12 protein-coding genes are annotated in these 13,378 nt (G+C 65.7%); 6 read left to right on the top strand and 6 right to left on the bottom strand.

Going from position 1 to position 13,378, the window contains the following annotated elements:
* Positions 1 to 71: 71 nt before the first annotated feature.
* From ACZ5YA_RS29590 to ACZ5YA_RS29570, 5 genes are all read right to left on the bottom strand, one after another.
* Entirely contained in the window at positions 72 to 2,510 is a 2,439-nt protein-coding gene (locus ACZ5YA_RS29590; protein ID WP_464091601.1) for a TonB-dependent siderophore receptor, read from the bottom strand.
* Between the two features lie 66 nt (positions 2,511 to 2,576).
* A complete protein-coding gene (locus ACZ5YA_RS29585; protein ID WP_118931780.1) occupies positions 2,577 to 3,560 on the bottom strand; it encodes a FecR domain-containing protein in 984 nt (327 codons plus the stop codon).
* Positions 3,557 to 4,063, bottom strand: a complete 507-nt coding sequence (locus ACZ5YA_RS29580; RefSeq protein ID WP_059375206.1) for a sigma-70 family RNA polymerase sigma factor — start codon at positions 4,061 to 4,063, stop codon at positions 3,557 to 3,559. Before ACZ5YA_RS29580 ends, ACZ5YA_RS29585 begins: the two co-directional genes overlap by 4 nt.
* Before the next feature lie 132 nt (positions 4,064 to 4,195).
* Positions 4,196 to 4,918 carry an META and DUF4377 domain-containing protein gene (locus tag ACZ5YA_RS29575; RefSeq protein ID WP_054450298.1) on the bottom strand — a complete coding sequence of 241 codons (723 nt, stop codon included), beginning with the start codon at positions 4,916 to 4,918 and terminating at the stop codon, positions 4,196 to 4,198.
* A 428-nt stretch (positions 4,919 to 5,346) separates the two neighbouring features.
* Entirely contained in the window at positions 5,347 to 6,312 is a 966-nt protein-coding gene (locus ACZ5YA_RS29570; RefSeq protein WP_347881405.1) for a lysozyme inhibitor LprI family protein, read from the bottom strand.
* A 146-nt stretch (positions 6,313 to 6,458) separates the two neighbouring features.
* On the opposite strand from ACZ5YA_RS29570, the gene ACZ5YA_RS29565 reads away from it, so the two are divergent.
* On the top strand, positions 6,459 to 7,226 hold the full coding sequence (locus ACZ5YA_RS29565) for a substrate-binding domain-containing protein (RefSeq protein ID WP_059375215.1): 768 nt from the start codon (positions 6,459 to 6,461) through the stop codon (positions 7,224 to 7,226).
* A gap of 98 nt (positions 7,227 to 7,324) precedes the next feature.
* Here ACZ5YA_RS29565 and ACZ5YA_RS29560 read toward each other — a convergent pair whose 3' ends face one another.
* Positions 7,325 to 7,924: a nitroreductase family protein gene (locus ACZ5YA_RS29560; protein ID WP_059375218.1), complete on the bottom strand. Its 600-nt coding sequence runs from the start codon at positions 7,922 to 7,924 to the stop codon at positions 7,325 to 7,327.
* A 181-nt stretch (positions 7,925 to 8,105) separates the two neighbouring features.
* Between ACZ5YA_RS29560 and ACZ5YA_RS29555 the strand changes: the two genes are divergently transcribed.
* From ACZ5YA_RS29555 to ACZ5YA_RS29535, 5 genes are all read left to right on the top strand, one after another.
* Positions 8,106 to 8,477, top strand: a complete 372-nt coding sequence (locus ACZ5YA_RS29555; protein ID WP_059375221.1) for a tRNA-binding protein — start codon at positions 8,106 to 8,108, stop codon at positions 8,475 to 8,477.
* A 113-nt stretch (positions 8,478 to 8,590) separates the two neighbouring features.
* Complete coding sequence (locus ACZ5YA_RS29550; RefSeq protein ID WP_251877569.1) at positions 8,591 to 9,727, top strand: NAD(P)/FAD-dependent oxidoreductase; 1,137 nt, start codon at positions 8,591 to 8,593, stop codon at positions 9,725 to 9,727.
* A 28-nt stretch (positions 9,728 to 9,755) separates the two neighbouring features.
* Positions 9,756 to 10,172 carry a RidA family protein gene (locus tag ACZ5YA_RS29545; protein WP_059375227.1) on the top strand — a complete coding sequence of 139 codons (417 nt, stop codon included), beginning with the start codon at positions 9,756 to 9,758 and terminating at the stop codon, positions 10,170 to 10,172.
* A 127-nt stretch (positions 10,173 to 10,299) separates the two neighbouring features.
* Positions 10,300 to 11,745 (top strand): M81 family metallopeptidase, encoded by a 1,446-nt coding sequence (locus ACZ5YA_RS29540; protein WP_059375232.1) that lies wholly within the window; start codon positions 10,300 to 10,302, stop codon positions 11,743 to 11,745.
* 52 nt (positions 11,746 to 11,797) lie between these two features.
* Positions 11,798 to 13,369 (top strand): ABC transporter substrate-binding protein, encoded by a 1,572-nt coding sequence (locus ACZ5YA_RS29535; protein WP_059375234.1) that lies wholly within the window; start codon positions 11,798 to 11,800, stop codon positions 13,367 to 13,369.
* The last annotated feature ends 9 nt before the right edge of the window (positions 13,370 to 13,378 follow it).

The following is a 13,378-nucleotide window of genomic DNA, read 5'->3' as shown; positions in this document are numbered from 1 at the left end:
AATGGCCATCAGTCGGGATTGTCTCATCCGCGCCATGCGCTGCAACATGACAAACATCAAACGCCCCCCGCTCAGAACTTGTAGCTCACCTTCATCCAGACGTTCCTGGGCGTGCCGTAGTTGTAGCCGTTGTAGCCCCCCAGGCCGCTGTAGTAATACTTGTCGGTCAGGTTTTCCACATTGACGGACGCGGACACATGCCTGTTGAAGTCATAGCGCGCCATCAGGCCAAACAGCGTGACGCCGCCCTGGCTGGCGCGCCCTAGTCCGCCGGCTTCATCGTAGTAGATGCTGCTCTGGTAGCTGACGTTGCCGCCGATCGTGAGCTTGTTCCACTCGCCCGGCAGCCTGTAGCTGGCAGCCAGGCGGAACAGCCGCTGGGGCGTGCTCGGCAGCAGCAATGCGCCCTCGGCGTCGCGCTTGGCAAAGTAGGTATAGCCGCCCATCAGCTGCAGGCCAGGCGCCACTTCGCCGGACGCGGTCAGCTCGAAACCCTTGCTGCGCGCGCCTTTGACGGCGCGGTAGGGAGTGCTCCCGTCCGGCAGCGGCGGGCTGGACGGATCCTCCACCGCAACGTTTTCCTCCTGGGTGCGGAATATCGCGAAGCTTGTGTTCAGCCTGCCGTCCAGATGTTCGCCCTTCAAACCGATTTCATAGTTTTGACCGGTTTGCGGCGGCAACACCACGTTGCCGGCGTCACGCGAGGTGGTGGGTATGAATATCCGGGTGTAGCTGGCGTAAGCCGAATAATCCTTGCTCAGGTCCACGACCACGCCGGCATAGGGCGTGAAGACGCCATTTTCCTTTGCCGTGGGGTTGTGGGTCCAGGTGTTGGCGGGGCCGTTATAGGCCGAAGAGTTTTCTTCGTACCAGGTGGTCCGGGCGCCCAGGATCAGCGACACCGGCTCGGCCACCTTCAGGCGCGCGGAACCGTAGATGGCGGTCTCCTTCGCGTCCAGGAAGGTGTCGTAGAAGGTGTAGGGCATGGCGGGCCGCGGCACGTCGCGCAGATCGTAGAGATTCACGCGCCGGCGGTCCCAGCCAGCGGGGTTCGCCGAGTTCAGGTTGAGTTCGCTGGTGTAGCGGTTGTAGCTCAGTCCCAGGACGGCCCGGTGCTCCCTGCCGAATGCCTGGAACGGCCCTTCGGCGTAGATATCGAAGGACTTGTTGGTGGAGCTTGCCGGGTTGTCGCGCAATTCGATGGTGGAAGCGCCGGACGGATCGACGGGCTGATACGCGAGGACGTAGCCCCAGGCGGCCTTTCTTTCGTTTTTCAAGCGGCTGGCGTCCATCTTGACGTGCCAGCCGCTGCCGAAGCGATGGTCCAAGGTCGCGAATATCCGGTCCGTATACATGTCCCATTGGCTCCATGGCGTCACGGGATTGAAGGACCGGGGAAAGTTCGTGCGCGTGCCGTCGCTGTAGAACAGCGGCGCCTGGCCGAAGTTCGCGCCGTCGATGGCGGTCTTCTGGTGCTCGTAGCCGAGGCTGACGGTGGTGCTGGGCAGGATGTCGGCCTCGAGGATGCCGTAGAAGACATCGTCGGACCGCTTCTTGTAGTCAATGAAGCTGTCGCCCGCGGTGCGGGCGGCGACCACCCGGCCGCGCAGCGTGCCGGCGCTGTTCAGCGGGCCGCCCAGGTCGGCTTCGGCGTTGTAGCTGTTCCAGCGGCCGACGCCACCGGTGACGTGTCCGGCGAACTCCGACGTGGGACGCTTGCGCACCAGGTTCACCGAACCGCCCGGCTCGCCCACGCCGTTGAGCAGGCCGGCGGCGCCGCGCACGACTTCCACCCGGTCGTAGATGGCGGTGTTGATCATGCCCGCCTCGGCCGACGGCGTCTTGAACGACAGCGTGGGCACGCCGTCGAGCATGGTGTTCAGCGCAAAACCGCGCGAGGTGAATTGCACGCGCTCATCCAGCCGCTCGACGGCGATGCCGGGCGTCTGGCGCATCACCTCGTCCAGCGTGTTCAGATTCTGGTCGTCCATCTGCTGTCGCGTGACGACGCTGATGGATTGCGGGGTTTCACGCAGCGACAGCGGCATGCGGGTGGCGGCGCTTGTTGCCGGCACGGTATAGGAGCCCGTCCCTTCGGAGGGGCCTTCGTCGCCAGCGCCGGTGACGGTCACTGCGGGCAAGGCGGTGACTTCGCCCTGCGGCAATCTGCGCAGCGTGTAGCCGCCATCGGCGCGCCGCGCCGGTTCCAGGCCGCTACCGGCCAGCAACTGGCGCAACCCTTCCTCGAAGCCGAAACTGCCGCGTAGCCCAGGCGATTGGAGATCGCGCGTCAGGGCGGGATCGAACGACAGCAGAACGCCGGCCTGGGCAGCATAGGCCGAAAGCGCCGCGCTGAGCGGCCCAGGCTCGACGGCCACGCTCACCTGCCCCGCCTGGGTCTGCGCCTGGGCGGGCGCTATCAACCCGGCCAGCGGTAGCGCGAATGCGCCTGCCGCGAGCAAGACTGGGAAGGAGACGCTTGCGCGCAACGGGGAAAGCTGACGGGGCATGACATGCACTCCAGATGTTGGTCTTACCCTCGTAGCCAGATAAGACGCGCAAAGTGCTAGTCGCCGTTACAAAATAGTCTCGCCGCGCGGCACCAGCGACACCCAGTAGCGGGTGCGGTAGCGCAGGCCGAGTTGCAGGGTGTCCGCCACCGTGACCAGCACCCGGTCGGGTTCGGCCAGCGGGAAAGCGCCGGAAATGGGCAGATGCGCCACTTCGGGCGCGCAATCGATCCAGCCCGCGCGGTAGCGCTGGAGTTCACGCAGGAATTCATTCAAGGGCATGCCGTCGACCTGCAGCATGCCGCGCTGCCAGGCGGAGGGATCGCCGGTCAGCGCTTGGGCGTCATCGATCTGGCCGCCGCCAAAGCGCAGGCCCATGCCGGCGGGCACGATGCGCGCGGCATCCGCCGAAGCGCCCGGGAGCGCCACGCGCACGGCGCCTTCCAGCACCTGTACCGCCGATACGCCGTCGTCGCGCCTGACCACGAAGCGCGTACCCAACGCGGTGATGCTGCCTTCGCGGGTGCGCACGATGAACGGCCGAACGTCCTGTTGCGGGTCCGGCGCGGTTTCGATCAGGATTTCGCCGCCGTGCAGCGCGATCAGCCGCTGCTGGGCATCGAACAAGACGTCCATGGCGGTGGCGGCATTGAGCACCACGCGGCTATGGTCCGCCAGCAGCACCTCGCGCCGGGCGCCGACGGCCGTGCGGTATTGGGCCACCCAGCCGCGCCAGGCTTCATCGACCTGCGCGTAGCCGATGGCGCCTCCGGCGCCGATCAGCACCAGCAGCTTGCCCAGCGCGGCGCGGCGGGCGGACGAGCGCGGCCGTCCCAGCACGGGCAGCATGCCCTTGGGCAACGCCTCGAAGCGACGCGTAAGCGCTTCGGTGCGCCGCCAGGCGCGCTCATGTTCGGGATCGGCCTGGCGCCAGGCTTGCCACGCTTCCCGGTCCGCCTGGCTGGCGCTGCCCGACGTCAGGCGCAGAAACCAGTCCACCGCTCCGTCCAGCGCGCGCGGATCGATGCGCCCTGCCTCTCCGGCGCTCATGGCGCGAACTCCAGGCACTGGCGCAGGGCGCGCGCGATGTACAGCCGCACCGAGCCGACCGACACGCCCAGCGTCTTGGCAATATCCGCATGCGTCAGGCCTTCCAGCTGGCAAAGCAGGAAAGCGCGCCGCACCGGCACGGGCAAGCCGTCCAGCATGGCGTCGATTTCGCACAGGGCTTCCAGCGCCAGGGCGCGCTCCTCGGGCGACGGCGACTGCGCCTGGGGCAGCTGCGCCAGCGTTTCCAGATAGGCGCGTTCGAGGTCCCGGCGCCGCAGATGGTTGACCATGAGACCGTGCGCGATGGTCGCCAGATAGGACCGCGGCTCGCGAATGTCGCCCGGTTCGCGGCGGGCCAACACACGCAGATAGGTGTCATGCACCAGGTCGGCGGCGTCGAAGGCGCATCCCAACTTTTTGCGCAGCCAGCCCTGCAGCCAGCCTTGGTGTTCCTGGTACAGCGTGTGCAGGGGGTGCCGCGGAGAGGGATCGGAGGCGGCCATGAAGACGCACGGTTATAAATGAGAATGACTACAATTTACAACATAGTGCCCTGCACCGGGTGAAATGACTGCGCCCGGCCGCTGAATCCAGGGGCCGGGCGCAATCGGGAAATCCAGAGGGAAGCTGGCGTCTTACTTCTTCGACGCGTCCTGCTCCACCACCATATCCAGCACATACACCTGCTTGGGCGCATCCGCGGGCGGATTCTTCCAGTCGTAGCGCTTCACGCGCAGCACGGTGCGCACGCCGTCCTGGTGCTGGAAGCCTTCGATGGACTGATACAGCGGATGCCACTTGTCCTGGGTGGGCTGCTGCACGCCGGCTTCGTTGTAGCGGCGCTCGCGCACCATCAGGCACTGGTAGTTGGGAATCAGCGGGTGGCTGCACTCGGTCTTCTTCGCGGCGACTTCGAGGAACATGATTTCGCCGGCGCTGCCGTAGAGCGTTTCAGGCGTGGGTTCGCCGACAAACTTAAGCACGCTGCCGTCCTGCGCGACCAGTTCCAGTCCCGGTTCGGAAGCGTGTCCGCTGAGCGTGGCGCGCAGGTCGCCCTTCATGCGCTGGCCGATCTCGGCGTCCAGGCGCATCAGGCTCTGGTCGCAGGCCTTCATGGTCGACGCGAGGTTCGCCACTTGCAGCACGCCGTTCTTGTAGGTGTAGCCGCCGAACTGCGCGTTGCAGCCGCCGCGGATGTTCAAGGCGTCCTGCGTGAACGACAGGCGCAGCTGGTGTTCGACGCCGGCCTGCAGCGCGGCTATCGGCTTGCCCGCCGCGTCGGTGGCGGAAGCCAGGCGCCAGTAGTAGGCGGGCAGGCTCACTTCAGGGCTGGCGGGCGTGGTGGCGGTAGTGGGCATGGCGGACGATCCTTCGCGGGGAGAGGAGGTCGGCGCGCAAGCTTGCAGCAGCGCGGCGCATACGGACGCAAGGAGGATGGTTTTCTTCATGGTTCGTTCCTGTCAGCCGGATGGCACTGATGAAAAACGGGATTCTACGTTCGCGGGATGGACGTTTTGGACGCCCGGCCATCCAGTCCGTTTCAAAATCTTGCCGCAGAGCCGGCCCGAAAAACACCCTCTGAGCAACGCAATCTACGGGTTTTCCCTAAACAAACGTGTATTACTCTTGCCTGCCAACGGATAGCCGCGAGGTCTTCGCTGGCTTACAACTAAATACATAACCCTCAAAATACTGCAAGTATTGCCAATACACCGCGAACTGCGCGCAATACGCAAAATCGTCGCAACGCGAGACTGATCATGCAGGCGCGATCAACTCACTGGCGTCAATTGGCGGGGTAGGCCGCGCCCGTCAGGCAGGCCCGGGCCCACTCATAGTCGTCATCACTCACGATCTCTCCATCGATCTTGGGCAGCGGCTGGTCGGGATAGGAAAAGTCCGGCTTTTGCGGCTTCATGTTCCATTTTGTCTGGCCCGGGGTATCGGAACACGCCTCGTCCGAGCTGCTGAACGAGCAGGATGCAGCCAACTGCGGTTTGCCGTCCACCACGTTGGCGACATAACGCTTGGTATAAACGCCGCCCGAGGCCCAGTACTCGTCGACCGAGCAGATGCGGTCATTGTTCTGGTAATGCCGCGTCGCGAAGCAACCGTAGTAGGCATGTTCGCCCGGAAAGATGTCGCATGAAGTCGAGTAGCCGGCGTACGCGCCGCCGGTGAATTGCGCCTGGAACTGCCGCTGGCGGACTGCGCTGCCGATGATGTCGGGCAGCGCGGCGCCCTTGTGCGTTTCCTTGAGCTGCGCCGTGCGGCTTTGGATCAAATCGCGAGCGACGCCTGCAACCGTCTTGCCGGCGGGGACCGAGCCCGGATCCTCGATCAGGTCCGTTAGCGCGCGGTCGCGCGCCACAATCCAGCGCTTCTGGCTGTGCGCCAGCATGGCGCGGATATCGCCGTCGGGGGCCTGTTTCAGTATCGCGGCGTAAGCCCGGTTCAACTCGGCGTCCGCCGCCACGGTCTTGCGGTCCGAGCAGATCAGCTTTTCCGCGGCGCTGGCGGCTTTGGCGCAATCGATCGCGTAGGCGGGCGCGGCAAGCGCGCAGAAACCAGCCATGCACAACAAACGGCCTGCGGTGATTCCAGATTTCATGTGACGTTTCTCGTTGAGGATGCCCCTCGCCTTGTCTCGATGCCTGAAGACTGTGTTGTCGTCCATCGCGAGGCGGCGGCAAGGCTGCAATTTTGCACGCGACTTTTTAACAGACTGGAAACAGAGTTCTACCCTCTGCAACGTCCTCGCCGGAATATTCCCCTTCCCTTGCGCGTCTACCGGGTGGCGAGCCGCAGGAAAGACCCCGCGGCGCTCCATGGATCAACCAGCCGATCGCGCCGCTTATCGCAACCGGCCGCAATCGGCGTAGAACGGAAGTGTCAGCTATGAAGTCGATCAGATCCCTTGCCTGCGGCATCGCCCTGGCTTGCTCCGCCGCCGGCAGCGCCTGGGCCGCTCCGAGCCTGAACGTGTATGGCCCCGGCGGCCCCGCGCCCGCGATGAAGGAAGCCGCCGCTGCGTTCGGCAAGCTGCACGGCATTGATGTCAGCGTCACCGCGGGTCCGACGCCGGCCTGGGCCGACAAGGCCAAACAGGACGCCGACGTGATCTACAGCGGGGCCGAAAACATGATGAGCGGTTTTGCCTCGGCGCTGCCTGGCGTGTTCGAGCTGCGCGAAGCCCGCACGCTGTACCTGCGACCCTCCGCCATCCTGGTGCGCCCGGGCAATCCCAAGGCCATCACGGGCTTCAAGGATCTGCTCAAGCCCGGCATCAAGGTCATGGCGGTATCCGGCGCGGGCCAGACCGGACTGTGGGAAGACGTGGCCGGCCGTCTTGGCGACATCGAAACCGTGCGCGCCTTCCGCGCCAACCTCGTGCTGCCGGAGGCCGGCAACAGCGCGCAGGCGCGCACCCAATGGACCGAGGACAAGACCATAGACGCCTGGCTGATCTGGAACATCTGGCAGGTGTCCAACCCCGAACTGGCCAGCGTGGTCGAGGTGGAAGAGCCGTACCGCATCTATCGCGACGCGGGCGCCGTCGTCACCAAGAAAGGGAAAGGCAACGCGCAGGCGCAGGCCTTTGTCGACTTCCTGACCGCGCCCGAAGGTCGGGCGATCTTCAAGAAGTGGGGCTGGAAGACGGATTGAAGGCCGCCAGGAGCCGGACGTAAAAAAACCCGCTATTCCCAGGGAATTGCGGGTTTTCCGATGCGCTCGGACCGGGACGCCCAAGGCGTCCCGAAAACTCAGCCGGCCACGCGGAAGCGCTCGGCGTCGTCCATGAACGCCTTTTCACCGAAGCCGTTTTCGTTGGAGCCGAACGGCATCTGCGCGCGCAGCTTCCAGTACGCCGGGATGTTCCATTCGCGCGCAACGGCGGCGTCGATCAGCGGGTTGTAGTGCTGCAGGCTGGCGCCCACGCCGGCGCTGGCCAGGGTGCTCCAGACCGACAGCTGGGCCATGCCGCCCGCCTGCTCGGACCAGACCGGGAAGTTGTCCGCGTACAGGGCGAATTTTTCCTGCAAGCCCTGCACCACGCCCTGGTCTTCATAGAACAGCACGGTGCCCACGCCCGCGGCGAAGCTCTTGAGCTTGGCTTCGGTCTGGGCAAAGCTCTCGGCCGGCGCGACCTTGCGCACTTCTTCGATCGCGATGTTCCAGAGCTTGTCGCTCTCGGCGCCGAACAGGATCACGGCGCGCGAACTTTGCGAATTGAACGACGAGGGGCTGTGCTTGATCGCTTCCTGGATCAGGGAGGTCAGTTCCTCCTTGGAGATCGACAGGTTGCGGCCCAGCGAGTACTGCGTGCGACGCTGCTTGAGGGCGTCCAGATAAGCGTTGCTCATGACGTTGTGGCCTTCCGACGAGTAGATAGAGGAAAATGCATGGCGAATTCTACCGACCGGCAATTGTCCCGAATACGTTTAGGAAGCCAAAAAACACACCATTGCGCGGAACAAACTGTTCCGTCTATCGACCAAATCGGCTCTGCGCAAGGTGACGGACAACCCAATCCAAGGACCCAACGTGCACTACACCCAAGACCCGAATACCCCCGCCGCCGCCGACATCGGCTTTGACGACTTCCTCAAGGTCGACATCCGCATAGGCACCATCCAGTCGGCACAGGCCTTTCCCGAGGCGCGCAAGCCCGCCTACAAGCTGACGATAGATTTCGGGGCCGGCGTGGGCATCCGCAAAAGTTCGGCGCAGATCACCGATCGCTACACGCTGGAACAGCTGGCGGGCAAGCGCGTCATGGCGGTGGTGAACTTTCCGCCGCGCCAGATCGGGCCGATGAAATCCGAAGTGCTGGTGCTGGGTTTCGCCGACGAAGCCGGCGGCATCGTGCTGGCAGTGCCGGACGATCAAGTTCCCAATGGCACGCGCCTGACCTGACTTTCCGAGCCTCGGAGTTTCCTCCATCGGGGCTTTCCCCTATTACTTGTCTGCCGTCAAAAAACTATCGTATTCGAGAATTATCAAATAAGAGAATTCTCGCTTCCGACAAAATGACAGCAGAACCCCTATTCGATTACGCCGTGATCGGCGCCGGCATCGCTGGCGCTTCCGTGGCCTACCGCCTGAGCGCCACGGCCTCGGTGGCCGTGTTGGAACGCGAGGCCCAGCCGGGCTACCACTCCACCGGCCGATCCGCGGCCATGTTCATGGAAACCTACGGCACGGACCAGATCAAGGCGCTCACGCGCGCCAGCCGCGCCTTCTACGAAAATCCGCCGCAGGGCTTCAGCGAGCATCCGCTGCTCAGCCCGCGCGGCGTGCTGTACATCGCCACGCCCGAACAGCAGGACCTGCTGCGCCAGGTCTATGACGACTTCCGCAGCCAATCGCCCAATGTGACGCTGATCGACGCCGAAGCGGCCGTCGAGCGCGTGCCCTGTCTGCGCGCCGACCAGATCTGCGGCGCCATCGAAGAACCGGATGCCCGCGACATCGACGTGCACGCGCTGCACCAGGGCTTTCTGCGCGGCATGGCGCGCCAGGGCGCGGTGCTGCACAACAATGCCGAAGTCGTGTCGGCCGCGCATGCGGACGGCGTCTGGACGCTGACGCTGGCCGATGGCCGCACCCTGCATGCGCGGGCGCTGGTCAACGCCGCCGGCGCCTGGGCTGACCATACCGCGACCCTGTGCGGAGCCTCGCCCGTCGGCCTGCAGCCGTGCCGGCGCACCGCCTTCACGTTCTCCGGCCCGCAGGACGTGGACTTTGCCCATTGGCCCGCGGTGGTCGGGGTCGACGAAAGCTATTACTTCAAGCCCGATGCCGGCCAACTGCTGGGATCGCCGGCCAACGCCGACCCGGTCGCCGCGCATGACGTGGTGCCGGAAGAACTGGACGTGGCCACCGGCATCTACCGCATCGAAACCGCGACCTCGCTCACCATCCGCCGCCCCAAGCACACCTGGGCCGGCCTGCGCTCCTTCGTGCGCGATGGCGATTTCGTGGTCGGCTGGGACGCCGATGCGCCCGCCTTCTTCTGGCTGGCGGCCCAAGGCGGCTATGGTATCCAGACGGCCGCGGCGACTTCTGAGCTGGCTGCCGCACTGCTCACGCGCCAGCCTCTGCCCGCCCATCTGCAAGCGCACGGCGTGGACGCCGAAGCCGTGCGTCCCGCGCGATTGCGCTGAACCCTCCCCTTGCCTGCGAGAGTCCACCATGACCACCATTGCCCGCTACCCCAGCCCCCTGCCCCTGCCGTTCTCCCGCGCCACCCAGGCCGGCGGCTTCCTGTTCCTGTCGGGCCAGATCCCGATGGACGCCAACGGCCAGGTCGTGCGCGGCGACATCGCCGCCCAGACCCATGCCGCCATCGAGCGCATCAAGGAAACGCTGGCCCTGGCGGGCGCCACCCTCAAGGACGTGGTGCGCGTGACGGTGTGGCTGTCGGACCTGGAACTCTTCGCGCAGTTCAACGACGCCTACCGCAGCCATTTCTCTTCCGACTTCCCCTCGCGTTCAACGGTCGAGGCCAAGCTGGCCATGGGCGTGGACGTGGAAATCGAGGTGCAGGCCTGGCTGGGCGCGGCGGCCGTGCACGGCGGCTACACGCCGGGCCCCGTGTCCGAAGCCTGAGCCCGCGCCGCGGGCCGGTCCCATTGCTAGCCACCCCCTGGCCCTGGCGCCAGGCGGTGCGGTCTTTTTCTTGCGCTCGCGGCAACGCCGGCGCCCCCATGTGCACATCCTTACGCGGAGCGGCAGCATGAAAATCTTTTCCGGGTCCCTGGCGACCGAGACGAATACCTTCTCTCCCATCCCGACCGGTCTGTCGGCCTATCGGGCGCGCGGCTACTACCCCGCGGGTCAGCATCCGGACCGCATGCAGATGTTTTCGGGGCCGCTGTGGGCCGCGCGCCAGCGCGCCCAGGGCAAGGACTGGACCCTGGTCGAAGGCCTGACCGCCGGCGCCACGCCGGCCGGCATCACCACCCGCCACGCCTACGAAACCCTGCGCGACGAACTGCTGGGCGATCTGAAACGCGCCGGCCGCGTCGACATCGCCCTGTTCGGCCTGCACGGCGCCATGGTGGCCGACGGCTACGACGACTGCGAAGGCGACCTGCTGCGCCGCGCCCGCGAGATCGTGGGTCCCGACACCGTGATCGGCGCCGAACTGGACCCGCATTGCCACATGACGGCAGACATGGTGGAAAGCGCCGACTTCCTGGTCTGCTTCAAGGAATATCCGCACACCGACATCCTGGAGCGCGCCTACGACCTGGTGGACCTGTGCGTGGCGCGCGCCGAAGGCCGCATCAAACCCACGCGCGCCGTGTACGACTGCGAGATGATCTCCATCATGCACACCAGCCGCGAACCCATGCGCAGCTTCGTGGACCGCCTGCTCGCCATGGAAGGCAAGGAAGGCGTGCTGTCGGTATCCATCGCGCATGGCTTCCCGTGGGGCGACACGCCCGACATGGGTTCCAAGGTGCTGGTCTATACCGACGGCGACCAGGCCCAGGCCAACGCCCTGGCGCGCGCGCTGGGCGAAGAGATCATCGGTTTCCGCGAGCAACTGGCGCCGCCCTACCCAGGCGCCGACGAAGCGCTGGACCAGGCCCTGGCGTTGAACGACTTTCCGGTGGTGCTGGCCGACTCCGCCGACAACGCGGGCGGCGGCGCGCCCAGCGACGCCACCTTCATCCTGGAACGCGTGCTGGCGCGCGGCATCACCGACGTCGCGACCGGCCCGTTCTGGGACCCGGTGGCCGTGCAGCTCTGTTTCGAGGCGGGCGAAGGCGCGCGCATCCAGCTGCGCATCGGCGGCAAGGTCGCGCCGGTGTCGGGCCAGCCGCTGGACCTGGATTGCGAAATCGTGGCGCTCAAGCGAGACGCCATCATGACCGGGTTGGCCGGCACGCCCGCGCTGCTGGGTGACGTGGCCATCGTGCGCAGCCAGGGCGTGACCATCGCCCTGACCACCAACCGCACCCAGGCCATGGGCACCGACCTGTTCACGCAGTTCGGCGTGGACCTGCAGGCCATGAAGCTCATCATCGTGAAATCGTCGCAGCACTTCTACGCCTCGTATTCGCAGGTCGGCCGCCACGTCATCTACGTGGAAACGCCGGGCGCCATCACCACCGACTACAACGCGCTGCCTTACACCAAGCGCAAATTGCCGAAGTGGCCGTTCAAGGCCTGAGGCTCAACGATCGCCGCCCGAGCAGGGCATGGGAATAACGAAGGGGATAACAATGATCAGACGTTTCAGTTTGCTGGGCGCAGCCGCCCTGCTGGCCATGGGGGCCGCCACCGGCGCGCTGGCGCAGACCAAGACCCTGCGCCTGGTGCCGCACGCGGACCTCAAGACGCTGGACCCGCTGTTCAACACGGCTTACATCACGCGCAACCACGGCTACATGGTGTTCGACACCCTGTTCTCGCAGGACAGCAAGGGGCAGGTCAAGCCGCAGATGGTGGACAGCTGGACCGTGTCCGAAGACGGCAAGAGCTGGAGCTTCACCTTGCGCCCGGGCCTGAAGTTCAACGACGGCACGCCCGTCAAGGCCGAGGACTGCGTGGCGTCGATCCAGCGCTGGGCCAAGAAGGACACGCTGGGCCAGGCCATGATGGCCGCGGGCGCCGAACTCGCGGCGACCGGCGACAACAGCTTCACGCTGACGCTCAAGGAGCCTTTCGGCCTGGTGCTGGACGCCTTGTCCAAGCCTTCCGGCATGCCGCCCTTCATCATGCCCAAGCGCCTGGCCATGACGGACCCGAACACCCAGGTCACGGAAATGGTCGGTTCGGGCCCCTTCCTCTTCAAGCGCGATGAATGGGTGCCGGGCAACAAGGTCGTGTACGTGAAGAACCCGGCCTATGTGCCGCGCGCGGAGCCCGCCGACGGCCTGGCCGGCGGCAAGAACGTCAAGGTGGACCGCGTCGAGTGGGTCTACATCCCCGACGGCAACACCGCCACCGCCGCCCTGATGAACGGCGAGGTCGACATGATCGAACAGACCACGCCCGACTTCCTGCCCGTGCTGGAAACCAACAAGGACATCACCCTGAACACGTCCGTCGCGACGCAGGGCATGGTCATCCTTAATTCGCTGCATCCGCCCTTCGACAACCAGCTTGCCCGCCAGGCGCTCTACCACCTGGTGAACCAGAAGGAAATGCTGTCGGCCATGGGCTACCCGGAGAAATACCGCGTCGACTATTGCCCCAGCCTCTTCGTCTGCGGCTCGCCGCTGGCCAGCGACGCGGGCGCGGCGCCCTACGCCAAGACCGATCCGGCGCGCGCCAAGCAACTGCTGCAGGAAGCCGGCTACAAGGGCGAGAAGGTGGTGGTGCTGTACCCCACGGACCACCTGAGCGCGCCCGCCGTCATGGTGCTGACGCAGAACATGAAGAAGGCCGGCATCAACGTCGACCTGCAATCCATGGACTGGGCTTCGCTGGCCGGCCGCCGCCTGAAGAAGGATCCGCCGGCGCAAGGCGGCTGGAACGTCTTCCTGACCTGGGGCGGCTATTACGACGCCAGCACGCCGGTGACCAACCCCTGGATGTCCGCCGCCTGCGGCAACAGCCTGCCGGGCTGGCCCTGCGACAAGGAGCTCGACACGCTGCGCACCAGCTGGATCCGCGAAACGGACCCGGCCAAGCGCAAGGACATCGCCGCGCAGATGCAGGCGCGCGCCTACCAGAGCGTGCCCTATGTCATGTGGGGGGAATTCAAGCCCGTGTCCGCATTCCGCGGCCTGCAGCACACCGAGCTGCTGAAGACCGGCATCCCGGTGATGTGGAACATCGAAAAGCCGTAAGGCGGGCGC

The sequence above is a fragment of the Achromobacter sp. JCM 18799 genome, from assembly GCF_055395645.1.
The sequence above is the reverse complement of the archived record's forward strand: the minus strand, read 5'-3'. Positions and strand labels throughout refer to the sequence as shown.